Source organism: Clostridium disporicum (genome assembly GCF_001405015.1).
GTDB lineage: Bacteria > Bacillota > Clostridia > Clostridiales > Clostridiaceae > Clostridium > Clostridium disporicum_B.
Genome location: NZ_CYZX01000001.1, coordinates 51,974 through 76,699 on the forward strand (window position 1 = coordinate 51,974; position 24,726 = coordinate 76,699).

Sequence of the window (24,726 nt, forward strand, 5' to 3'; positions counted from 1 at the left end):
GAGGAGTTGATATATATGTTACCGAGCAGAGAAGAAGCTATAGAACTTTTGAGAGAAGCGGAAAGGTGCAATCCAGGTCCATGGGGGAACCACAGTCGTGTGGTTGCACACTGTGCAGAAAAGATAGCACTTGAATGTGACGATTTAGATTCAAATAAAGCATATATACTTGGACTATTACACGATATAGGTAGAAAGTTTGGTGTAAGACATTTGGGTCATGTATCAGATGGTTATTCATATATGATGTCTCTAGGATACAATGAAGTCGCTAAAATATGCCTTACTCATTCATTCAGTAATCTAACAACTGATGAATATATTGGAAATTTTGATACAATGGAAGATGAGCTGAAATTGATTCAGGAGGCGTTGAAATCATCTACTATGGACGAGTATGATAGACTTATTCAATTGTGTGATGCATTGGCTGGAGCTGAAGGCGTATTAGATATTGAAGAACGAATGAGAGATGTAAAGTGTAGATATGGTTCATATCCACAAGCAAAGTGGGATAGCAATCTAGCGTTGAAAGAACATTTTGAAGCAAAAATGGGTAAAGATATTTATGAAGTAGTAGATAAGGATAATTTTAGACCATAAGGCACATAAAAATTCCAATTTATAGAGTAGATTTAGTGAATAATATTAAACAATAATGAACTAAAAGGACCAATAAATTGTAGGTCCTTTTTAAATATCTTATTTTCAACATTATTCTTAAACATAGCGGAATTTAAATTTTTAAATTAACACAAGAAATATCATAAAATCAAACATTAGACCAAATATAATTGAGTTGTAAGGAGGAGAATACAATGCAAAAAAATAATATTGAAGAGATTATTGATTATATTGAGGATAATTTGAGTAATGATATTTCATTAACAGATATAGCTACAAGAGTTAATTATTCACCATTTTATTGCTCAACAAGTTTTCGTAAATACATAGGAATATCAATTAAAAAATATATTTTAAAAAGAAGATTACAATGTGCCGCAGATGATTTATGCTTAACAAAATTAAGAATTATTGATATTGCATATAAATATTGCTATTCATCTCAAGAAGCATTTTCTCGTGCATTTTTAAGTTGTTATGGAATATCTCCATATGAATATAGAAAAAATAAATTACCAGCTTCACAATTTAATTCTAAAATTACTTATAATAACGAAAGTGATAATCAGGGTGATGTAATGAAAAATGAAATAATTAATACTATTCAAGAGGAAATATATTCTAAGTATGAATCCAATGTTCTTCATATTTTAAATGGTAGTTGTATGATGGACGAGTTTAAGAAGAAGAAATGGTGTAATGAAAACTTTACTTATGTTTCATTTAATGAAGCTATGTGTTGGGGCGAAGCTGATGAAGAAATATTTTCACAAGCATTTATTGAAAAAAGAGTACAATCACTTAATGGAACAATAGAACAATATAGAGATATAGTATTAAATCCATTAGAACCATTATTTAAAAATGAATTTGATACAATAGTATTATGGTTTGGTGATGATATGTTCTGTCAAATGAATATGCTGACAATACTTGCTTATTTAGAGCAAAGTAACTTTGATGGAGATGTACTATTCTGTATGGCTATTGAAAGTAGTGATGAAATGTTACCTAATGCTTATGAAATTGATATAAATGGAAGTTATCAAAGATACAAAAGTATAATCTGCAATAAACAGATGCCAAATGAAAAGCTAATGCCAGGATTATATCAAGCTACATTATTATATTTAAACTATTTGAATAAAGATAGTGAAATTAATAGGTATATAATTGAACATATCAATAAATCTGAAAAGCAACTTATTAATGAGCTATTTAGCAATTTCCCACAATATGGATTAGGGGATTTGCAATATAAAATGTTAATTAAAAATATTAATAAAACATATCAATAAAGAGAGTGATAAATTTCAATTTACCAATTAGATTCTATGAACAATCTTAAATAATTAGGAAGTTGTTTTAATCTGAGGATATATATAGACAATTATAACTGTTTTATTAACATAACAATTAGGGTATAATTAAAGTATGTTAATTCTAGGGGTGGATAGTATGGCTATATTTTTAAATACAGATAAGTCTTTTCAAAATTTTAAGCAGCTTTTTAAAAGTAAGTACTTTGTAGATAAATCTAAAATAATAGAAAAATTAAATGAGAGAATAGAGACTTCTGATAAATATGTTTGCATAACAAGACCAAGAAGGTTTGGTAAATCATCAGTAGCAGATATGCTTGGAGCATATTATTCAAAGGCTGTTAATTCAAAAGAAGTTTTCGATAAGCTTAAAATAAGTGAAAGTGAAAGTTATGAGGAACATTTAAATAATTATAATGTAATAAATATAAGTTTTAATAAAATACCAGATGAAGATAATACTTATGAAAATTATATTGGATTATTAAAAAAAGGATTAATCGGTGATTTGAAAGCGATGTATCCTAATATGGAAATTAATCCATATTACACATTAAGCGATATATTAAATGCTACTAGAGATAAATTTATTTTTATTTTTGACGAATGGGATTATATATTTAGTAATAGACTTTTTGAAGAAAATCAAAATGACTTTTTAGAATTTTTAAGACAGCTTTTAAAGGACCAACCATATGTATCTCTTGCGTATATGACTGGGGTACTTCCTATCAAAAAATACTCAAGTGGATCAGCACTTAATATGTTTGATGAATTCACATTCTTAAAAGATAGGATTTATGATGAGTATTTTGGATTTACATCTGAAGAGGTGCTAAATTTATGTAGTAAAAATGATGTTGTTGAATTTTCGGAATTGGAAAACTGGTATAACGGATATTTGACAGTTAAAGGTAAGAGGTTATATAACCCAAGATCCGTTGTAAAAGCACTTCAAAATGGATATTGTGAAAGTTATTGGACTAATACTGGTGCAATGGATGAAGTTACAGAATATTTGAAATACAACACTCTGGAAATAAGAGAAGACGTTATTGAAATGGTGTCTGGTGGAGAAATAGACATCTTTATTAATGAAGAATTTAGAGCAGGGCAGAGAGACCCTAGAACTAAAGAAGAGATTTATTCAGCTATGATAGTATTAGGATTTTTATCTTATCATGATGGATACTTAAAAATACCTAATAAGGAACTTATGCTTGAGTTTGAAAAGGCACTAAAGGATGAAGCTTTTGGAGAAGTTGCAGAAATAATAGAAAACTCAAGAAATATGTTAAAAGCAACTGTTAATGGAGATGTAAAGACAGTTGAGACTATACTGCATAATATTCATAACTCAGAAATACCAATACTTCAGTACAATGACGAAAATTCATTATCATGTGTTTTGACATTAGCATATTTAAGTGCTAGAGATAGTTATAGAGTTGAACGTGAAGAAAAAACAGGAAAGGGTTATGCTGATTTTACTTTCCATCCAAGAAGAAAGCGAGATACTGCATTTATTGTTGAACTTAAAAAAGATGAAAGTGTAGATAAAGCATTAAATCAAATAAAAGATAAAGAGTATGTAGAGAAGTTTAAAAAAGAAAATAATGATGTATTAGCAGTTGCGATATGTTATGATTCCAAAACTAAAGAACATGCCTGTAAAATAGAAAAAATATAATAAGATTATAGAATGAACTATGATATTAGGCTCTGTTAGATAAAAAAGTATCTAGCAGAGCTTATTAAATATAAATTATATTCTATGGTATTTAGAGATAAGCATAAAAGAAACTGTTTTACCTTTACTTTAATATAGAATAGAGTTAAGCCTGTTTCATCAATATAATAACTAGGGTATAATTAAAGAGAATATTATCAACTATGAATGATAAATAAGGTAAATGGGGTGTTGAGGATGTATAGAATTGAAAACTTTAGTATTCATATAGATCAATTAGGAAGAGATAGAATGGTAAGAGTATATTTACCAGGTGATTATGATGAAAGAGAAGATAAAAAATATGCTGTACTTTATATGCAAGATGGACATAATCTATTTTATGAGGAAACTGCATCATTTGGTGAAGCATGGAGAATTCAAGATGCTGTAAGTGATATTGAGAAACAGGGTAGAGATGGAATTATAGTTGTAGGAGTTGACTGTAATTTAGATGGAGGAAGAATTGATGAATATTCACCTTGGGTAAATGACAATTTATCAGAATTTATCCATTCAAAAACTTTACAAGTTGCTGGTGGAGAGGGAGATTTGTACGTAGAGTTTTTAGTTAAAACATTAAAACCACTTATAGATAAAAGGTACAGAACATTAAAAGATAGAAATAATACATTTATTGCCGGCTCATCAATGGGAGCATTTATCTCTTTATATGCAGGGTATAAGTATAAAGAAATATTTTCTGCTATTGGAGCATTTTCAACAGCAGCTTGGTTTAAAAAAGATAAACTAATGGAATTTATAAAAGATAACTTTAAAAAAGGAACTAAGGTTTATCTAGATGTAGGAACTAAAGAAACTTCAGATGAAGAAAATAAAGATTTTAATAGAATTTATGTAGAAGATACAAAAGATATAGCAAATCTGCTTTTGGAATTAGGACAAGATAGCGAAGATTTAAAGCTTATTATTGATGAAGGGGCAAATCACTCTGAAGCTTCTTGGAGAAAAAGATTCCCAATATTTTTAGAGTGGATTTAATAGCATTTTTTAGTAAATATTATCAAGTGTAAAATTTAAAATACTAACTATAATATAGTATGTTTATAGTTAGTATTTTATTTTTAGGCTCTGTTTTAAACCGATGTTATAATAGGTCATATAAAAGTGAAGAAATAACTTATCCACTTTATTTCTAAATCTCAATAATTTAAATTTGCTAGTGCATTACTATGTTTAATTAAGAATTACTTTTTCTTTATTGTCATTCCTATAACCATACCACCTAACATGCCAAAACATATTCCATAAGTGATAGAATTTGGTCCAAATGTATTTGTAAATATTGAGCCTATTGTTACACCAAAACACATTCCTAATGTCATTCCTAAAGTCATATAATCTTCTTCTGATTTATCTTCTTTTTGATTGCGTGTTTCATTTTTGGAAACTTTCTTTTTTTCATTTTTCTTCTTAAGATTATTTACTAATAAAATCATTGCAATACTAACTAATATCAATGGTAAAATAATTAGAATAAAATCAGTCATAATTTTTCACCCCCCTTAAATGATATTATTGAATTCATATATTATTCGATACTATATATTTATATTATACTTTAAAATAAAATACTCGTAAATGAGTATAATCATAAAATAAAAAAACAAACAGAGATAATGATACAAAAGTATCTTTCATAAAAATACTATGTTATTAATATAATTAATTTATGAAGGAAGAATGGGGGGATAATATGGATAACGTATTAAATATTGAGAAATGTAAAATATGTGGGGGATTAGTTAGTATAGAAAACTCATCTAATGGAACAACTAAGATTTGTAATTGTTGTGGTTATTTTTATAATAAAGAAAATCCAAAGCATGAGCTAGGTTGTCACTGTGATAAATGTCATGAGGAAGAAAGCGAATCTATAGAAGTAAAAGAAATCGAATATTTAAATCCATGTGGAGCATATAAGCTAGTAACTTCTAGTGGAATTGGACAAGTAGGAACATTAGGTGAAAATGTTAGGGAAGAGGATGTATTAAAGAAGTTTAATTTTAGTGATACTTCTAGATTAGATTTAAATAAGAGCTATATTAATTATAGAAATACAGAAACAAATGAATTTAAAATTATATTTGGAAATGGTAAGCCTGAAAGTTATGATGAGTTTGTTGGGAGAGTAAAACACTAGCTGGGATTAAGTTCTCAGCTAGTGTTTTATTATTATCACTATATAAATATGGTAAATTTATAATAGTATTTTGCTAAGATAAGCAATATACTAAGTAAGAGGTGAAGATGTTGAAAAAGATATTATTAATTGAAGATGATTTAAATGTAGCTAGAGAGTTAGAATTATCATTAGTTAAGTGGGGATTTGAAGTAGCTACAATAGATGATTTTGAAAATATATTAAAGGAATTTATAGATATAAAACCAAGTCTTATATTAATGGATATAAATTTACCGTATTATGATGGATTTTATTGGTGTGAAAAAATAAGGGAGATTTCTAAGGTTCCCATAATATTCTTATCTTCAAGAGATTCTAATATGGATATTATTATGGGAATGAATAATGGTGGAGATGATTATATTACAAAGCCTTTTTCAGTTGACGTATTAATATCAAAGATAAATGCATTATTACGTAGAAGCTATGATTATGCAAGTTCTGATTCTTTAATTTATTATAATGATGCAGTTTTAGATATTGAAAAGTGTATTTTTAGATATAAGGATAAAGAAATAGAGCTTACTAAAAATGAGATTAAGATACTATCATTGCTTATAAAAAATAAGGGGAAGGTAGTAGCCAGGGAAAAGATTATGATGAGCTTATGGAATGATGATGAATTTGTTAGTGATAATACATTAACGGTGAATATTACTAGGCTTAGAGGGAAAATAAAGGACTTAGGTTTAGATGATGTAATTAAAACTAAAAAAGGAATAGGGTATTTTATACAATGAATTTAAAAAGGTTTATACGAGAAAATATAAAATGTATTTTGTTTAATTGTAGTATCTTATTTTTTATTAACATATATTTTCTAGTGTTAAATTTGCTAAAGGATAATATGGGAGAAGTATATTATTTAGATTTAATATTAGTAGTTCTTTATATAGTAGCTTTCATAATTAAGTATAGAAGCTGGAAGGAACGTTATAGTAAGCTATATGAGTTTGTTGAAGATGATAATGATATCAATATAGATGATGTTGAAGGTGATTTTTTAGAAGAAGAGATAATCAGATATATCATTAATAAAAAAGAAAGCAAGTATTCAGAGGTTATAGATATTAAAGATGAACAAATTAAAGATATGGAAGAGTATATTTCAAGGTGGGTTCATGAAATAAAACTTCCTATTAGTGCAATATCAATGATTTTAGAGCGTATTGATGATGCAAAGATAAGTACAGATATTAAAAATGAAACTGAAAAAATTAATTTCTTAGTTAATTCAGTAATGTATGGAAGTAGAGCAACAGCTGCTGCAGAGGATATATTTATTTCAGAGGAAAAGTTAAAAGATATAGTAAAGCAAGCTATTAAAAATAATGCATTCTTATTAATAAGAAATAGTATTGATATAAGCTTAGATAACTTAGACCACTATGTTTATACAGATAAAAAGTGGATTTTATATGTTTTAGATCAGCTTATTAATAATGCAATAAAGTACTCGAAGGAAAATGCAGAAATAAAATTTTATGCAGAGGAAACAGATAAATACATATGTTTAAATATTAGAGATAATGGGATTGGAATAGCCAAGGAGGATATTGAGAGAGTATTTAATAAAGGTTTTACAGGTAGCAATGGTAGAAATACTATATATAAATCAACTGGAATGGGACTTTATTTTTCTAAGAAGATTTTAGATAAGCTAGGAAATTCATTTGAAGTGCAGTCAGTAAAAAATAAATACACTTTATTTAAAATAAAGTTTAATAAAATATCTGATTTCACTACCATTACAAAAATGTAACATTAGATGTTTAAATGTAATGTTAAGTGAAGGATTAATTATTAAAAAACCACTAAAATTAATTTGTAAGCTGATTAATAGCTCAGCTAAATAGAAATTAGATTTTGGAGGAAATAATAGATGGGTGAAATATTAAAGTTAAATAATTTATCAAAGGATTATGGAATTAAAGGCTTTAAGACCAGAGTTTTAAATAATATATCTTTATCTGTTGAAGAGGGAGAATTCTTATCTATAATGGGGCCCTCAGGAGCAGGAAAAACAACTCTTTTAAATTTATTATCTACATTAGATAAGCCTACTAAAGGTGAAATACTTTTAGACGGAATAGATATTACAAAGGTGAAAAATAAAGAGTTATCAAACATTAGAAAAGATAAGATAGGGTTTATATTTCAAGATTATAGCCTTTTAGATAACATGACATTAATGGATAATATAGCACTTCCATTAGCATTGGGAAGAAAGAAAAGTAAGGAAATTGAAGATAAAGTTATTAGGATGGTTGATATTTTTGGGCTTACAGAGCATCTTAAAAAGTACCCTTATGAATTATCAGGAGGACAAAAGCAGAGAGGTGCAGCAGCTAGAGCGTTAATTACAGAGCCTAAGGTTATATTTGCTGATGAACCAACAGGAGCTTTAGATTCAAAATCTTCTATAGACTTATTAGAGTGTTTAAAGAGAGTAAACGAAGAAAATAAAGCAACTATAATAATGGTTACTCATGATGCTTTTAGTGCAAGTTATTCTAAAAAAGTTTATATGCTTAGTGATGGAGAGATAAAGTGTCAATTAAATAAAGGTAATGATAGAAAAGAGTTTTATGGTAAGATAATTGATTTATTAGCAACTTTAGGAGGTGCTAAATAATGAGTATACTTTCCATAGCCTTTAATAATTTTAAGAATAATATAAAAACATACACCATGTTTTTTATTTCTATGATTTTTTCAGTAATTATTTTAAGTAATTTTTTTATACTTATGAATGGCGAGGCAATACAGGTGTTAGGAGAAGCTAATGCATCTTATACTAAGATGATGTTACAAGCAGTTAGTGTGATTTTAGCTGTTTTTATGTTTTTCTTTATTTGGTATACATCAAATGTGTTTTTGAGAAATAGGAAAAAGGAAATTGGACTTTTTACCTTTATGGGTGTTGATTTAAAAACTATTGGTAAAATCTATTTTTCAGAGATGATGTTAATAGGCTTATCTGCTAGTGTAATTGGAATTGGTGTTGGTGTATTATTTTCTAAGTTCTTTCAAATGATAGTTTTTGCAGTTGCAGGATTTAATGTAGATGTTAAATTTACTGTTACAGCTAATTCTATAGTAAGCACATTTTTAATATTTATGTTTATATTTTTATTAATGAGTATAAAAGGCTTTGTTAACATTGCAAGAAGTAAGGTAATTGACCTTTTAAATGATAGTAAGAAGTCTGAAAAGATGCCGAAGATTACTGTGTTTACTTATATTATAGCTATTGTTTCCGTTGGATTTATTACTTATGGATATTATCTAGTATTTAGTTCGAAAATAAATGCTTTAAAAACATTGGTTTTAGTTTGTATAGGTACTTATGGATTGTTTTATGCTGCAATTCCTGTAGTTCTTAACTTTTTAATTAATAATAAAAAAATATTATATAAAGGTGAGAATGTAATAACTATTAATAGTTTAGCTTACAGAATAAAGAAGAATTACACTACTTATGCTACAATAGGTATTTTAACAGCATGTACAGTTACAGTATTAGGTACAGCAGTTTCAATGAGAAAGCTTTATACAATGAGTGAACAAAATGACCAATTATTTTCAATGTCATTTTATTCTTCAAATACAATAAATGATGAAAAAATATCAGATGAAATCACAAATATTTTAGGTAGTAAGAAATATGATTTAAATACAGAAGTGGCAATAGTTAAGAATACATTAGAAAATATTGAAGAGTGGAAAAAAGAAGATTATATATTATTATCTTATGACCAATTTACTAATATTTTAAAGGCTAATGGATATGAAAAAGATTTAGCAAAAGTTAATGAAGAAATGGTAGAAGGAAATAAGGCTATCTATATACAACGCCCAGGAACATTGGCAAGCTTACTCAAGGAAAAGGATGTAACTGTTAGTGATAAAACTTATGAGATTAGTGAAGGTGATATACGATTTAAGGTTTTAGGCTCACTTATTAATTATCCAACAGTAGTTGTTAATAATGATGAATACGAAAAGCTTAAGAGTAGTGGAGAAATGGTTAATTTCTATGGAATTAAGGTGAAAAATGATGATGAGTTATTAAATCAAGAGCTTTCAAATAAATTAGGAGAAGCATTAGAACCTTATTTAACAGAGGATATTAATTTTCAAGTAGGGATATATAGGACTAAAAATGTAGAATGGTTAAAGGTTGTATATGCAATTGGAGCATTTCTATTTCTAGTATTTGTACTGGCAGAGGCTAGCATAATTTATATAAAGATATATAGTGATGCTACAGAAGATAAGGAAAAATATAAGATTCTAAAAAATATAGGAGCATCAAAGAAGGACTTAGGAAAAGCTATTAGAAAAGAAGTTTCTCTATTTTATATACTACCATTATCAATAGGACTTCTTCATAGTTTCTTTGCAATACAGGTTTTAGGAAAATTCTTATCAGAAAATTTAACTGTTACTTTTATTATTAGTGTAGTAGTATCAATAGCTATATTTATAATAAGTGCAATAATATCTATTAAAAACTTTAAAAATATCGTTAAAGTATGAGAATGATAGAAGTAAAGTAGAAAAGAATAGGCTATATAAAACTTACTAAATATAGTTAAACTACATTTACTAGAGTGTTAAATTTCATTATTAAATTAAGAAATTAAATTGGAAGCCAGTAAAATGGCTTCCAAAACAATTATTATTCTGATTATTAATCGTTAATTACAATAAGGTCGTAATCTCTATTTCCAACACCTAATTCTGATGCAGCTTTTACAGTAAGCACACCATTTCTTGATTCTATTCTTTCTATAAGATGAGATTTACCTGGATCTTTAGAAGAATATACTAAATCAAGGCATGCTTGGTCTAGAGCTACTGGGTCAGTAGAAGAAAGTATTCCTATATCACCAATCTTTGGGTCTTCAGCAACAGCACAACAGTCACAGTCTACTGACATATTACACATAACATTTATAAAAACAATCTTATCTTTATAATATTCCATAATTGATTTAGAAGCATCAGCCATTGATTCAAGGAATGAGTTATGGTCAGCAGTCCAAAGTTCTTCAGGTTTTCCTACACCATGAATATAAGCTTTCCCATGAGAAGAAGCAAGACCTATAGAGATATTCTTTAGAGCACCTCCAAAACCTCCCATAGGATGACCTTTAAAGTGTGAAAGTACAACCATAGAATCATACTTATCCATATTTTTACCAACATAATTAGTTTTTAAATGCTTACCACCATTTATAGGAAGCTCCATATCACCTGATTCATCAAGTATATCTACATTAGCAACAGAATTCCAACCGTGAAGTTCCATAGTTTCCTTATGCTTTTCTGTAGTATTTCTTTTCCCTTCATATGCAGTATTACATTCAACAACAGTTCCGTTAACATAATCTATTATTGGTTTCATAAACTCAGGACGAATGAAATTCTGATTTCCAACCTCACCTGAATGGACCTTTACTGCTACATTTCCCTCAGATTTTACTCCAAGAGCATTATACATTTTTATCATATTTTCTGGAGTTATTTCAGAAGTAAAAAAGACTTTTGATTTTTCCATTTTTCTCACAATCCCTTCTTTTTTAGTTAGCCATTGTATTATTATAGACCTTGAAGTTAACTTCAAGTCAAGTAGAAATTAGAAAATATTTACTAAAAACTTAATTAATGAAATTTAAGTAAAAAAATATTGACTTAGAGTTAACTTTAAGTGATATAGTTAAAGTAATACGTATTGTGGGAAAATATAAAATAAATGGTATTATTTAAATTAGGAGGGGAATATGAACTTAAATAAAATTAACAGTAAAAAATTAGTATTATCAGGATTATTTATTGCAATAGGACTTATACTACCATCTATAACAATGCAAATTCCAAGTATAGGAAATATGCTGTGTCCAATGCATATTCCAGTAATTCTTGCTGGATTTATCTGTGGAGCACCTTATGGGCTTGTAGTAGGCTTTGTTGTGCCACTTTTAAGAAGTGTAACTTTTGGAGCACCACCATTAATGCCTATAGCAACAGCTATGGCTTTTGAGCTTGCAACTTATGGTTTAGTATCAGGAATTATGTATAGCAGAGTTAAGGATAAGAAGATAGGCGTATATATATCATTAATTACAGCTATGATTTTAGGACGAGCTGTATGGGGAGTAGTTTCTTATGGCTTATTTACTGCTCTTGGAAATCAATTTACTTGGCAGATATTTATGATGCAAGCCTTTGTAAATGCTATTCCTGGAATAATAATTCAGCTTGTATTTATACCAATACTTGTTATAAAAATTAAAGCAAGCGAAGCAAGGAGAATATCTTATGGAAGATAAATTAATAATGAATAAACACTGTGAAGAACGTTTTAGAAACATAAAAGAAGCAGTGGATGAATTAATAGCAAATAGCGATAAAGATGTTTTAGTAATTGGAATAGATGGCAAGTGTGCTAGTGGTAAGACAACTTTAGGATATTATCTAAATAAACTATATGATAGCAACCTTTTTCATATGGATGATTTCTTCTTGCAAAATCATCAGAGAACTGAAGAGCGTTTATCAGAAGTAGGTGGAAATGTTGATTATGAAAGGTTTAAAGAAGAGGTATTAGATAATATACTTGAAAAGAAAGATGTAAATTATAGACCTTTCAGTTGTATGGAAAGAAAAATTAAAGATGGATATATAGTAAGCCAAAAAAGGATTAATATAATTGAAGGCTCTTATAGTCTTCATCCATATTTTAATAACTGCTATGATTTAAAAATATTTACAGATATAAGCGATGAAAAGCAGCTTGAAAATATAGAAAAAAGAAACGGACCAAAGCAGCTTATAAAGTTTAGAGAAGAATGGATTCCTAAAGAAAATGCATACTTTGAAAAGTTTAATATTAAAAATGGTTGCATTATAGTAGCATGGTAAAAATGGAGAGTATTGGACCTTGAAGGTCCAGAAAATTTCCAGAGGCAAGCTATATTGCTAAGAGCAAGTAATAAAAATAATAAATGTTATGAGAATTGAATAATTAGAATTTAAATGTTTTTCAAAGATAGATACATAAGAAAAAAATAATGCGTACAAAAAATAGTTGATTTTATAAAATGTTCGTGATATTATTTGTGTATTAACTCGTATAAAATCCATAATAAGGTTGGAAAGTTTCTACCTGCTAGCCGTAAAATAGCAGACTACGAGGGGATATAAGAAGGTTTGTAATTTATTATAAGCATTATTATAGCACCTCATATTATTATGGGGTGCTTTTTGTTGTACAGGCAGTACGTTTTTATTAATAACAAAAGAAGGGAATGACAAGATGATGAATTCACAAAATCTAGATACGAAAATCAAATTAACTTATGAAGTAGATGATAATCCATCTTTAAGCAAAAAGATATTATTTGGTTTACAACATATTTTTGCAGCTTTTGGAGGTATAGTTGTAGTTCCATTAGTAATAGCAGGAGCATTAGGATTTGATGGAAAGACAACAACTACTTTAATAAGTGCTACAATATTAGCTTCTGGACTAGCTACTATTATTCAGGCAAAGGGAGTAGGTAGAGCAGGTTCTAAGGTAGCTTGTATAATGGGAACAGATTTTACCTTTGTTTCACCATCTATATCAGTAGGGTCAGTTTTAGGATTACCAGGAATAATTGGTGCAACAATTTTAGGGGCATTTTTTGAAATAATTCTAAGCTTTTTTATAAAACCATTAATGAAACTTTTCCCACCATTAGTTACAGGGACAGTTGTTTGTTTAATTGGTTTAACATTATTACCTGTATCTATTGATTGGGCTGCAGGTGGTTCAGGTTCAGCAGAGTATGGTAGCATGTTAAATATATCAATTGCTATAGCAGTACTAATAATTACACTAGCTTTAAATCATTACGGAAAAGGATTATTAAGCAGTGCATCTATATTAATTGGGATGGTTGTTGGATATATAATTTGTATACCTTTTGGATTAGTTGATTTTGCTCCAATAAGAGAAGCAGGATGGTTATCTTTCCCTAAAATATTTGAATATGGAGTACAGTTTGACTTAAAGGCTCTTATTGCGTTTTTACCTGCTTATTTTGTAACTACTATTGAAACAGTTGGATGCTTAAAAGCTGTTGGTGAGACTTCACAAGTAGAAATGAATGAAAAAAGAGTAGGTTCAGGTGTATTAGCTGATGGTATTGGTAGCATAATCGGTGGACTTCTAGGCTCTTTCCCTAATACATCTTTTAGCCAAAATGTAGGGTTAATAAGCTTAACAAAAGTAGCTAGCCGTTATGTGGCAGTAGCAGCAGGTGCAATACTTGTTTGTTTAGGGTTCTTACCTAAATTAGCAGCATTAATCAATAGCATTCCACAACCTGTACTTGGAGGAGTTGGAATTGTTATGTTTGGTACAGTTGCAGCAGCTGGAATAAAGACTTTAAGTAGAGTAAAATTAACAGAACGTAATTTATTAATTATAGCTACAGCAATTGGATTAGGTCTTGGAGTTACATTTAGACCAGAATTTATTGAACAATTACCAGAGGCATTAAAAATGATATTTGCATCAGGAATATCTACAGGTACAATTGTAGCTTTAATCTTAAATTTAGTTTTAAGAGAAGATAAAGAAGAAATTGAAGAAACTAAAAATGAAAAGATTGCAGTATAATAGTATATTTAACTAATAAGAATATTCTTAAATGAAAATCTTTATTAGAATTTATTAAATAAAAGTACATAAAAATAGGAGCTATCTCGCAACTAACTTTAAAAATTAGTTGCGAGATAGCTTTTTTTATTATTTTTTGTAGTAAATTCTGTCGATAAGTTAGCATGAAACTTCATATTTATGCAACATTCATTTTCTATAATTAAAATATAGGAAATAAAAGAAAATAAATTAGAGCTTAATGTAGCATTTAATTTGAAATGGAGGATTTATGGTTAATAATAATGTAAATTTACGAGAAAATGAGAAAATTGTAAAGGATTTAACAGTTTTAAAGCTAAAGAAGAATTTTGGTTTTATAAAAAATGATGAATATGAGGAAGAATTAATTGATCTTACTACTGATTATGAGTTAACTGATTTTTCAGAAACATTATCTAAAATTGCCTTTAAAGCGGTTTTGAAGGAAGTTGAAAACATGGAGCTAGAAGGTGAGGATGTCAAGGTATTACTTAATGAAAAGTTAGAGTTACATTGTGATGGAGTTGTAACTGAAGTTAATGCAGATGTAATTTTAATGAGTAAAGATAGCATTGAAGTAATTGATATAAAATCCTTTGATTATGACTTTATTAATTCTTCGCAGGATATAGATATTAAACTACTTGGCTTAGCTACTATAGACAAGTTCTTAACTAGTATTACAAATGACAAGATAAGACTTACAATAATTCAGCCAAACTTAATGACAGCATCTATATACGAAACAAATATAATGAGCCTTTTGCACCAATGTGAATATAACTTAATATGATAAAAGCTTTAAAATAATTGAAAGGAAAATAAATAGAGATATGAAGGATGAGAATTTAATAAGCACTATATTTAATGATAAAAACTTAAATAAAGATGAAAGATACATGATTTTAACTCTTAAATATTATGATAATGATGGAGATAACATAATAAAAGTTACCTTAAGAGAATTATCCAATGTATTTGGTATAACAAGAATCTCAAAGGTTCAGTCAATTTTAAAAGCTTTAGTAGATAAAGGATATATATCTACCGAAAAAACTATAGGAAAAGCAACTAACTATAGTTTTGTAAAAGAAGGCTTAATATTTAAAAATAATGAAGATATAAGTAATGATCAAATAGCACCTATGGCCGAAAAGGTATGTACAGAAAGTAATGCTCAAATAGAACCTATGGTCGAAAAGGTATGTACAAAAAGTAATGCTCAAATAGTACCTAAGGCTGAAAAGATATATACAAAAAGTAATGACCCAATAGAAGAAAGTAATAAAAAAATACTTAGTGAATCTATAGAAAAGTGTAATTGTTATAAGAGTAGAATGGGGACTAAATCAAGTAAAATAGACAGTTTGACAGGGGTATACAATTCTGAAAATAGTCTGTCAGATAGAGATAAAGATGATAATATAAATAGTTATATAAATAATAAATTATATATAAATATATTTAATGCTTGGAATAAAATTAATATAAATAAAGAGCCACATATAAATCCTAAAATCACAGATGCAATAAATACAGCATCTAAAATCTATTTAGAGGAGCAGATTGTACAAGCTATAGAAAATTACAGTAAGGTTTATCATAGCAATCATTATTATAATCATCCTTGGAAGATTGTTAATTTTCTTAGTAGACCAAATGGAATGAAGAGGTTTATTGATACGGGAGATATATGGTTAAGTTATAAAGATAAATATGAAGATGAGGAGCTCTATGGAGGAGATTTTGATATAGAAAAATATATTGATTAGTCGACTGCGTCGAGGGGAAAAGTTTGCTGCGCAAAGGAGAAAGGTCGACTGCGTCGAAGTGAAAGGTTTGCTGGCGCAAAGATGAAAGGTCGACTGCGTCGAAGTGAAAGGTTTGCTGGCGCAAAGGGGAAAGGTCACCTGCGGTGAGGGGAAATGTTTGCTGGTGCAAAGGGGAAAGGTCGACTGAGTCAAAGTGAAAGGTTTGCTGGCGCAAAGGGGAAAGGTCACCTGCGGTGAGGAGAAAAGTTTGTTGACGCAAAGGAGAAAGGTCACCTGCGGTGAGGGGAAAGGTTTGCTAGCGCAAAGGGGAAAAGTCGACTGCGTCGAAGTGAAAGGTTTGCTGGCACAAAGGAGAAAGGTTGCCTGTGGCAAGGTGAAAAGATGGCTTGGCCATGGTGAAGGGTTGCCTATCGCAAGGTTAGGGTTTGTAGGAGTAAGGATAATATGATAATTAGGGGGAGAGTTTATGTTGGATAATAATCAGGTAGTATTGGAGCAGGAGATACTTTGCTCTATGTTTAGGAACAATGAGCTTATTATAAAGGCTAGGGATAGTATAAAGCCGGAGATGTTTTTGTATGATAAGCATATGAAGATTTATTTAGGTATATTGGATATGGTAAATAATAAGATGGAAGTGGATTTAGTTACTTTTATTCAATATCACAGTGCTGAAATTAGGAATATGGATGGAGCATCTTATATTTCTGATATTTATACATGTAATGGTAGTGATAGTGGCTTTAATACAAAGCTTGAGTTACTTATTAAAAATTATAAAAAGCATCTTTATGTTGAAATGATGAATAAGTTAAATGGTGATATGGCACTTGAGGATATTGAAGGTGAACTTGAAAGTGTAAAGGTTAAGGTTCATAAGTGTGAGATTAAAAAGGAGCTAGATATTGCAACTCAGTTTGATGATTATGTAAATTGGCTATATAACTCAGAGAGAAATAATGGTATAAAAAGTGACTTCATACATCTTGATAAATATTTAGGTAACTTCCAAAAGGGTAGGCTTATTACTGTATTTGCAAGAAGTGGAGTCGGTAAAACAACATTTTCACTTCAGCTTGCTGCAAATATGATTAAAAATAATGCTAAGGTCTTTTATGGTAGCGCAGAGATGACAAGAAATCAAGTCTTTAATAGAATGGCAGCTAGTCATTTGTCTATATCTAGTAAATCTATAGATGATGATTCAATTAATAATACAGATAAGGAAAACATAACAAAATATATGACAAAGCTTCTTAATAGCAGCTTTTATGTGTCAACAGAAACAGATTTTAATAAGTTTATAAATGAAATTAAAGTATACAAGCTTCAAAATTCTTTAGATGTAGTTTTTGTTGATTATATAAATAAATATATAGATTTTAGCGATAAAGATATTATGACAAATAAGCTTGGGAAAATAAGTGGAATGCTTAAAACTCTAGCTATGGAAGAAGACATATGCATAGTGCTAATGGCTCAGGCAAATAGAGTTGTCGATAAAAAAGGTGGAGATATGGCTATAGAAAAGATTGATTCTAGTGATATTCAAGATAGTGCTAGAATTGAGCAAGATAGCGATCAGGTTATAGCTCTTTATAGAAATATTAAGCTTGACGATAAGATGTATAGAGATGCTTTATTTAAAAAGGGAAAATTGAAATACTCATCAAAAAATGCAGATGAAAATCCAGAATGTATAAATGCAATATTAATAAAAAATAGACATGGAGACAGAGGAACCTGTGCTTTAAAATGGAACGGAAGATATTCAAGAGTAACAAATTTTTAAATAGGAGGAGAGTTTATGTTTAGTGAAATGGCAGAAATAATAAAAGAAAAAGACAAATACCTAGCAGAAATTATAAAGAATTTTGAAGAAATGCTATTTATAGATTCATATACAGTTATCTTAAAAGGTAGGACTATGGCAGAAAGGATAGCAAGAAATATTATAGCAGCTGAAAATATTAAAGAAAATGAAGAGATAAGTCAGAAAGATAGAATTTATCTATTAGAAAGAGAAAGACTACTAGAAGAAGAGGTTACAAAAGCTTTTCATACTATAAGATATCTTGGAAATAGAGTAATACATGACGAAGTGGAAGGAGAGTTTGAAACATCACTAACTATTTATAGAAATATATACAAGGTATTAGCTTGGTATGTTCCATTATATATAAGCAATAGTTTTGAGGTTAAAGAATATTTAGAGCCAAAGGTTATTGAAAAAATAAAAAATGTAGAAAAAGAGGCCAACGGTGTTAAAAATATCATTATGGAAAACTTTTTACTAAACTTATATATGGACTATGATAAAGAGAAATACTATTTTCACAGTAGAAAAAATAAGAAAATGTATAATTAATAATAAAAATATAAATCACAATGGGAAGTAACTAATAATACTTCCTTTTCTATACAAAGAAGTGTTTATAATCTAAAATAAAATACTCGTAAATGATGATAGGGATAAAACTAAAAAACATACAAAATAATAAATCGAACATATTTTCTAGAAAAGTATTTAAATATTATTGGAAATTATGTATAATATTGATAAAGAACGTACGTTTGACGAGAAGGTGTTGAATTGGGGGAATAAAAGTTGTTATGTGGTAGAGAGTTTAAAAGGATTAGAGGGGAAATAACCAATATACTTAAAGAAATTACAGAACATGAATTATTTAATAATTTTATATTTTATGATGAGGTTCCTACAGAAGAATTACAATATTGGAAGTATGGTATATCAATAATAGAAGAAGATTTTACTGCTTCTATACAAAGTGTGTGTGGTTACTTTGTTGCTTCTCAAAAGGTTATGCAAAATAGAGAGTGTAATATTAATAGCTTTTTTAGAATAAACGATATTATAGCTGAGGAATTTTATTATATCGATAATATTAATGGGCCACTAAATAAACTAGCAAATAGCTTAAAAGAAATTAAAAGCTTTGCAGAAACAGTATTTGGAATTTCAATAGAAATAAATTCAGGAATCAATAATGAATGTCAATGGCTTAGAGAAGTTTGTGATGAAAATATGCTTATAATACATTCAGCTGAAAATGAAGACTTTGTAGATGTGAGCCGTATGATGAGCGAAAGATATGATCTTAGATGTACAAAGGAGAAAGATAATAATAAAGTGGAATTATTAAGAATTCCTTTTGACAAAGTAAAATATTTCGATAACTTTGAAAGGATTGATAATAGAAACAATTATTATGAAGAAGAAAGATACAATTATATAAATAGCAATATTGAAAAAGAAGATAATAGTGAAGTAAAGAATATTACAGAAAACGACGAAGATAATGGTACTACATATGAAAAGTTGTGTGAATTAATAAGTGGTGTATGGAGATATGATAATCTTAGGGTAGATTTCACTCAGAAAATAATAACAAAAGAAGGAGAAAGAGTAAGATTAGGTAAAAAGCAAATGGAAATACTGAAGATACTTGTATACAATAAAGGCAATATCATAAGTAGAGAACAGCTTATACAATATGTTTGGTATACAGATGAAGTTAACGATAGAACAGTTGATGCACATATAAGTAAAATAAGAAGAGAGCTAGGGTTAACATGCATAAAATCAGTTCCAGGGTATGGATATAGATTAGAATGCTAAGTAATTATATAAACCTTTAGTATTAAAAAGACAGTAGAGATTTTTTTACACAAATCTCTACTGTCTTTTTTAGAGAGAATAGAAAAAGGCCCACCTAACCATAATGATTAGATGGACCTTTTTAAAAAAGTTAAACGGTAAATTTAGTGATTTGTCTTTCAGTTACCTTAGCTGCATACTTGGAAGCTATAGCTCCTTTTTTACTTATAAAAATATCATTTTCTAAGATGATATCCATTAAGTCAGATACTTCCTGAGAGTTAAGATTTTGTCTAACACCTGATATTGATAAAGTGTACTTATCATCTGTTTCAGTTAAAAAAGTCATTGATAAAGTATATTCCATAATTTGTTCCCCCCTAAGCGATACTTAAAATTTTAATTTTGTTAGTAGAGCTTATAACTATGAACCTATGTAAATCGGTATTTCATTTATAAGCCCATAAGCTCCAGTTGTTTGAAAATTAGTTACTTTGTATTAGTGACGTTTCATTTAAGTAGTAAGCTACAGCGTCATTTTTAAGAACTGTCTTAATACCTTCTGCAACATCAAAGATAGCTTCAGCAGAAACATTTCCTTTTACGTTAGCAAAAGATTTAGTCTTATAAACTGTGTTTCCTTCGTCGTCAGTTCCATTTTCAAGCTTAAAAGCTAATGATACTTTTTGTAATTCTTTATTGGCTGCCATTTAGCATTCCCCCTTTTTGTTTCTTCACTTAATAAATATGATGTAATATAAAAGTTTTACTGTTTTTATTAAGCTTTTTAAAGATTTTTAAGAAATTTTTTTTGTTATTTCATCATTATCTATTACAATGCCAAGTTTAGTTGAAACTATAGTATTTAGCTTGTTAATAGAGTAAGTTAAGTTCATTATTTGCTTTTCAAGCCTTACTAATAGATAAGCACTAATGGCAACAGGAAAGCCAACATTAGCAATTAAGTTTAGTAATTCATTAATCTCCATAAATAAACCTCCTTTAGATTTAGAGTTTAGAAGTATGTCTACTTATTAAATATGAAGGAGATAGAAAGTTTTATAGACTTAGTAGTAATAATAAGTTATACTTTAAAATAAAATACTCGTAAATGATGATAAGTATAATAAAAATACACTTAACTTTTGGCTTTTCAAAGATGAGAACATAAGTAACTGTAAATTTAATATTTAATAAAAAGTAAATATATGAGTTGAAATATTTTATGAAAACGATCATAAAAATATATTGACTTTGAGTTAACTCAAAGAAGTAAAATTATTTTAAAGTAGATATTAAAACAATTGAAGGAGAAAATTTATGAAAGATGTAATGATTATGACTGGTGCAGGTCAAATTAGTATGGCAATAGCAAGAAGAATTGGTTATGGAATGAAAATAATTATTGGAGATAAAAATCCCCAGAATGCAAATACGATATCAAAGATTGTGAATGATACAGGGTTTGATACAGTAGCATTTGAGATGGATTTATCTTCTAGGGAGTCAATTTTAGATTTAATTAGAGAAGCGCAAAAATACGGAGAAATTTCTATGTTAGTTAATGGTGCAGGGGTTTCACCGAGCCAGGCATCAATAGAAGATATTTTAAAAATAGATTTATATGGAACTACTGTATTATTAGAAGAAGTAGGAAAAGTTATTAAGAAAGGTGGAGTCGGTGTTACTATTTCTAGTCAGTCAGGACATAGAATGCCAGCTTTAAGCGCTGAAGTTGATGAACAGCTTGCTACAACTCCAACTGAAAGACTACTTGATTTAGAAGTGCTTCAAAAAGAAAATATCAAAGATACACTACATGCTTATCAGATGGCTAAACGCTGTAATCAAAAGCGTGTAATGGCTGAATCAGTAAAATGGGGAAAAAGAGGTGCACGTATTAATTCAATCTCTCCAGGAATTATTGTAACACCATTAGCTATTGATGAATTCAATGGGCCAAGAGGCGATTTTTACAAAAATATGTTTGCTAAATGCCCAGCAGGACGTCCAGGCACTGCAGATGAAGTTGCAAATGTAGCAGAATTATTAATGAACCCTAAAGGAGCATTTATAACAGGGGCTGATTTCCTAATTGATGGAGGAGCTACTGCATCATACTTCTATGGACCATTAAAGCCAGAAGAATAGAGAAAGAAGTTAAGTAAAGATAATGTGGTGAATAAGATAAAAAACATAGTTACAATAGCTGCTAAGTACTAAGATTGTATTGTAATTAAAAATTATAAGAATATAAAAAAACTAAAACTAACATGTAGAAATTAAATAAATTAGTAATGAAATAAACTATGTATTTATTAAAAAAATAATAAGTACATAGTTTTAATTTTATTAAGATTAAAATAATAAGAATTAAATATATAAGCTACAACTTAGTAGCATAATTTATATTATTTATTATGTCTACTTGATAGGCAGCAGTTCAATCTCACCTAGTGTTTTTTAGTGCTAATTCAAACATTTAATCATATTATTGACTTTATCAACTGTATCATTGAATCCTTTAAATATGCAAAATAAATAACAATAAAAGGTATATTTCTACAATTAAAAAAATAAGCTTTATTACGGTAACAAGTTTTTTAGGATATATATGGGAGTATTTATATCAAATAGTAAAAGCGTTGAGTTAACTAAGGGAGAAGAGAAGGTATTAGATGCACTTAAGAGAATGTACTCAGAAACAGAGTATGAGGTTGTTATTTATGTACAAGCTATCCTTTCAAGTAAACGACCTGATTTTATAGTTATTGACTCTAAAAATGGAGTATCAATATTAGAAGTAAAAGATTGGTCAGAAGATTATATTAAAGAAGTCAATAAGAGAAAAGTAACGCTATTAGACGGTCAATGTGATAATCCTAATATTCAGGTTAAGGGTTATAGGACTATTTTATGTAGTGGTATGTTCTCAAGAGATTTTGACATTGATGAAAGTGAAATTAGTACAGCGGTTATATTAACTAATTTACCAGAAAGTATAAGAACAAATGAAAAATACAGAGATTTATTTAGAGATGATGTAAAATATTTATTTAAAAATGATATAAGCAAATTAACAACAGATAAGATTTTTAATGATAAATGTAAAGGATTTTCTAGTGAAGATTTAAAAAAGATTAGAGTTGCTCTATTTCCTGAATTAGAAATTGTAAATTGTGAAAATGATGAATTAGAAGTTGTAGATATAAAAGCATTAGATTATGATCAAGAAGAGTTTGCAAGGAAAATACCATACGGACATTATATGGTTACTGGAATACCTGGAAGTGGGAAAACAGTAATATTGTTAGCCAGAGCGGTACATTTAATTAAGGAAAACCCAAATTGGAAAATACTTATTTTAACATATAATAAATCATTAAGTTATAAGTTAAAAAGCAAATTAGATAAGATGGCAGAAAATTTTGAAAATGATATAAACAATAGAGATATTAATATTGACAATATAGAAGTTAGGCATTTCCATGGGGAAATATCTATTTTAACAGGTAGAATAAGAAAACCAGCAAATATAGACAAAAATACTTGGTTTAGAGAAACTGTTGTAGAAAGAGCTACTTTAAAAGCTAAGCCTATGTATGATGCAGTATTAATAGATGAATATCAGGATTTCTATATCTCGTGGATAGAATTAGCATTAAAGCTATGTAAAGAATATGAAGATAAGAACCATAAAATAGTAAAAAATCTATTCTTAGCAGGAGATAGATTACAAAGTATATACAATAAGAATGATATAAGCTGGAGTAGTATTGGAATTGATATGAGAGGTAGATCTAAACTATTAAAGACTTCATACAGGAGTGCAAAGCAGCATATGACATTAGCATTAAACTTTTTAAGTCAAAATAAGACTTTAAAAGCTGAGGTTGATAAATTTTATAAAGACGATTCAAATGATGATGAGCTATATTCAATTAATGATGGAAGCGTTGAATTTTTAATAGGCAATTATAATTGTATTGCAGATAAGATAGTAGAATTAAAAAATAAAGGCTATGAAAATAAAGATATTTTGATATTAGCTGATAGCGAAAAAAGTTGTAGAAATATAAAAAACAATATTTCAAATCCTATAAAATATCAAATGGAATACGTTAAAGATATTGATTCAGAAGACTTTAATAATGACATTATACTTACAACATATCATTCATCTAAGGGGTTAGAGGCTAAAGTTGTTTTCCTAACTAATATGGATAGTATATATAATGGTGACGATGTTGGGGAGCAGCTAAAAAGAAAGACAGTTTATGTTGGAATCACAAGAGCTTCAGAGAAATTATATATACAAAGTAGGGTTGGAGAGAGTCAAAAGATTGTTGGGGAGTTGAAAAAGTTAATGTAAGAAAATAAATAGACACTTGGAAGCAAGTGTTTATTTTTATGTTATTAAATAATATAAAAAAGAGTATTTGTTAAGTTAAATAAGTATTCTTATTTATATATTTTTGAGTAATTAGTCTTAAGAAAATATAATAAAAGCATAAGAGTAATAATTAAGAGGATATTCTATTTATCATTTGTATTTTAAAATTTAGTGCCATAAATATTTATACACAAATATAAAAAATATTTAAAATTACCAGAAATAAATATATAAAATTGTAGTATTTTGATATAATAGGAAAATATACAATATAAAACTGGTTATTTAAAAATTGTAGTACCCAGTTTATTTGTATAGATAGAACAATGATAAACTTATAAATAAAAGTTAGTGGGTTACATAGAT

General features: G+C 28.3%; 24 protein-coding genes and 1 riboswitch. Of the genes, 19 read left to right on the forward strand and 5 right to left on the reverse strand.

Annotated features, from left to right (window positions below; genetic code table 11):
- Positions 1 to 15 precede the first annotated feature (15 nt).
- From ARA56_RS00245 to ARA56_RS00260, 4 genes are all read left to right on the forward strand, one after another.
- Positions 16 to 603, forward strand: coding sequence for an HD domain-containing protein (locus tag ARA56_RS00245; RefSeq protein ID WP_055262740.1), 588 nt, complete (start codon positions 16 to 18; stop codon positions 601 to 603).
- A 215-nt stretch (positions 604 to 818) separates the two neighbouring features.
- Entirely contained in the window at positions 819 to 1,922 is a 1,104-nt protein-coding gene (locus ARA56_RS00250) for a helix-turn-helix transcriptional regulator (protein ID WP_084758915.1), read from the forward strand.
- Positions 1,923 to 2,082: 160 nt separating this feature from the next.
- Entirely contained in the window at positions 2,083 to 3,636 is a 1,554-nt protein-coding gene (locus ARA56_RS00255) for an AAA family ATPase (RefSeq protein ID WP_055262742.1), read from the forward strand.
- Positions 3,637 to 3,873: 237 nt separating this feature from the next.
- Entirely contained in the window at positions 3,874 to 4,677 is an 804-nt protein-coding gene (locus ARA56_RS00260) for an alpha/beta hydrolase (protein WP_055262744.1), read from the forward strand.
- Between the two features lie 206 nt (positions 4,678 to 4,883).
- Here ARA56_RS00260 and ARA56_RS00265 read toward each other — a convergent pair whose 3' ends face one another.
- On the reverse strand, positions 4,884 to 5,186 hold the full coding sequence (locus ARA56_RS00265) for a hypothetical protein (RefSeq protein WP_055262746.1): 303 nt from the start codon (positions 5,184 to 5,186) through the stop codon (positions 4,884 to 4,886).
- A 206-nt stretch (positions 5,187 to 5,392) separates the two neighbouring features.
- Here ARA56_RS00265 and ARA56_RS00270 point away from each other — a divergent pair, with 206 nt between their 5' ends.
- The 5 genes from ARA56_RS00270 to ARA56_RS00290 all read left to right on the forward strand — a co-directional run bounded on the left by ARA56_RS00270 (position 5,393) and on the right by ARA56_RS00290 (position 10,423).
- On the forward strand, positions 5,393 to 5,839 hold the full coding sequence (locus tag ARA56_RS00270) for a hypothetical protein (RefSeq protein ID WP_055262748.1): 447 nt from the start codon (positions 5,393 to 5,395) through the stop codon (positions 5,837 to 5,839).
- Positions 5,840 to 5,949: 110 nt separating this feature from the next.
- A complete protein-coding gene (locus tag ARA56_RS00275; protein WP_055263107.1) occupies positions 5,950 to 6,621 on the forward strand; it encodes a response regulator transcription factor in 672 nt (223 codons plus the stop codon).
- 107 nt (positions 6,622 to 6,728) lie between these two features.
- Positions 6,729 to 7,643: a sensor histidine kinase gene (locus tag ARA56_RS00280; RefSeq protein ID WP_242855819.1), complete on the forward strand. Its 915-nt coding sequence runs from the start codon at positions 6,729 to 6,731 to the stop codon at positions 7,641 to 7,643.
- Positions 7,644 to 7,763: 120 nt separating this feature from the next.
- Positions 7,764 to 8,516, forward strand: coding sequence for an ABC transporter ATP-binding protein (locus tag ARA56_RS00285; RefSeq protein WP_055262752.1), 753 nt, complete (start codon positions 7,764 to 7,766; stop codon positions 8,514 to 8,516).
- The gene (locus ARA56_RS00290; RefSeq protein WP_055262754.1) at positions 8,516 to 10,423 is read left to right on the forward strand and encodes an FtsX-like permease family protein; all 1,908 of its coding nucleotides are present in this window, start codon (positions 8,516 to 8,518) and stop codon (positions 10,421 to 10,423) included. Before ARA56_RS00285 ends, ARA56_RS00290 begins: the two co-directional genes overlap by 1 nt.
- Before the next feature lie 154 nt (positions 10,424 to 10,577).
- Here the strand turns inward: ARA56_RS00290 and ARA56_RS00295 are convergent, their stop codons facing one another.
- Positions 10,578 to 11,447, reverse strand: coding sequence for a DUF362 domain-containing protein (locus ARA56_RS00295; protein ID WP_055262756.1), 870 nt, complete (start codon positions 11,445 to 11,447; stop codon positions 10,578 to 10,580).
- 223 nt (positions 11,448 to 11,670) lie between these two features.
- Here ARA56_RS00295 and ARA56_RS00300 point away from each other — a divergent pair, with 223 nt between their 5' ends.
- From ARA56_RS00300 to ARA56_RS00340, 8 genes are all read left to right on the forward strand, one after another.
- The gene (locus ARA56_RS00300) at positions 11,671 to 12,219 is read left to right on the forward strand and encodes an ECF transporter S component (protein WP_055262758.1); all 549 of its coding nucleotides are present in this window, start codon (positions 11,671 to 11,673) and stop codon (positions 12,217 to 12,219) included.
- Positions 12,209 to 12,811, forward strand: a complete 603-nt coding sequence (locus ARA56_RS00305; RefSeq protein ID WP_055262760.1) for a hypothetical protein — start codon at positions 12,209 to 12,211, stop codon at positions 12,809 to 12,811. The genes ARA56_RS00300 and ARA56_RS00305 overlap by 11 nt, the downstream gene beginning before the upstream one ends.
- 187 nt (positions 12,812 to 12,998) lie before the next feature.
- Positions 12,999 to 13,100, forward strand: a riboswitch (purine riboswitch).
- Positions 13,101 to 13,208: 108 nt separating this feature from the next.
- Positions 13,209 to 14,555, forward strand: coding sequence for a uracil-xanthine permease family protein (locus ARA56_RS00310; RefSeq protein ID WP_172675727.1), 1,347 nt, complete (start codon positions 13,209 to 13,211; stop codon positions 14,553 to 14,555).
- A 271-nt stretch (positions 14,556 to 14,826) separates the two neighbouring features.
- Positions 14,827 to 15,369, forward strand: a complete 543-nt coding sequence (locus ARA56_RS00315) for a DUF2800 domain-containing protein (protein WP_055262764.1) — start codon at positions 14,827 to 14,829, stop codon at positions 15,367 to 15,369.
- A 40-nt stretch (positions 15,370 to 15,409) separates the two neighbouring features.
- On the forward strand, positions 15,410 to 16,348 hold the full coding sequence (locus ARA56_RS00320) for a helix-turn-helix transcriptional regulator (RefSeq protein ID WP_055262766.1): 939 nt from the start codon (positions 15,410 to 15,412) through the stop codon (positions 16,346 to 16,348).
- 466 nt (positions 16,349 to 16,814) lie between these two features.
- Entirely contained in the window at positions 16,815 to 18,140 is a 1,326-nt protein-coding gene (locus ARA56_RS00330; protein ID WP_055262770.1) for a replicative DNA helicase, read from the forward strand.
- A gap of 15 nt (positions 18,141 to 18,155) precedes the next feature.
- A complete protein-coding gene (locus ARA56_RS00335) occupies positions 18,156 to 18,716 on the forward strand; it encodes a hypothetical protein (protein WP_055262772.1) in 561 nt (186 codons plus the stop codon).
- 240 nt (positions 18,717 to 18,956) lie between these two features.
- On the forward strand, positions 18,957 to 19,988 hold the full coding sequence (locus tag ARA56_RS00340; RefSeq protein ID WP_055262774.1) for a winged helix-turn-helix domain-containing protein: 1,032 nt from the start codon (positions 18,957 to 18,959) through the stop codon (positions 19,986 to 19,988).
- Between the two features lie 130 nt (positions 19,989 to 20,118).
- On the opposite strand, the gene ARA56_RS00345 is transcribed toward ARA56_RS00340, so the two are convergent.
- The 3 genes from ARA56_RS00345 to ARA56_RS00355 form a co-directional block, all read right to left on the reverse strand.
- The gene (locus tag ARA56_RS00345; protein WP_055262776.1) at positions 20,119 to 20,334 is read right to left on the reverse strand and encodes a DUF2922 domain-containing protein; all 216 of its coding nucleotides are present in this window, start codon (positions 20,332 to 20,334) and stop codon (positions 20,119 to 20,121) included.
- Between the two features lie 118 nt (positions 20,335 to 20,452).
- Positions 20,453 to 20,677 carry a DUF1659 domain-containing protein gene (locus tag ARA56_RS00350; protein ID WP_055262778.1) on the reverse strand — a complete coding sequence of 75 codons (225 nt, stop codon included), beginning with the start codon at positions 20,675 to 20,677 and terminating at the stop codon, positions 20,453 to 20,455.
- 87 nt (positions 20,678 to 20,764) lie between these two features.
- Positions 20,765 to 20,956 carry a YvrJ family protein gene (locus ARA56_RS00355; RefSeq protein WP_055262780.1) on the reverse strand — a complete coding sequence of 64 codons (192 nt, stop codon included), beginning with the start codon at positions 20,954 to 20,956 and terminating at the stop codon, positions 20,765 to 20,767.
- Positions 20,957 to 21,287: 331 nt separating this feature from the next.
- On the opposite strand from ARA56_RS00355, the gene ARA56_RS00360 reads away from it, so the two are divergent.
- Together ARA56_RS00360 and ARA56_RS00365 are read left to right on the forward strand one after the other, a co-directional pair.
- Complete coding sequence (locus ARA56_RS00360) at positions 21,288 to 22,118, forward strand: SDR family oxidoreductase (RefSeq protein ID WP_055262782.1); 831 nt, start codon at positions 21,288 to 21,290, stop codon at positions 22,116 to 22,118.
- 463 nt (positions 22,119 to 22,581) lie between these two features.
- On the forward strand, positions 22,582 to 24,339 hold the full coding sequence (locus ARA56_RS00365; protein ID WP_055262784.1) for a UvrD-helicase domain-containing protein: 1,758 nt from the start codon (positions 22,582 to 22,584) through the stop codon (positions 24,337 to 24,339).
- Positions 24,340 to 24,726 lie beyond the last annotated feature (387 nt).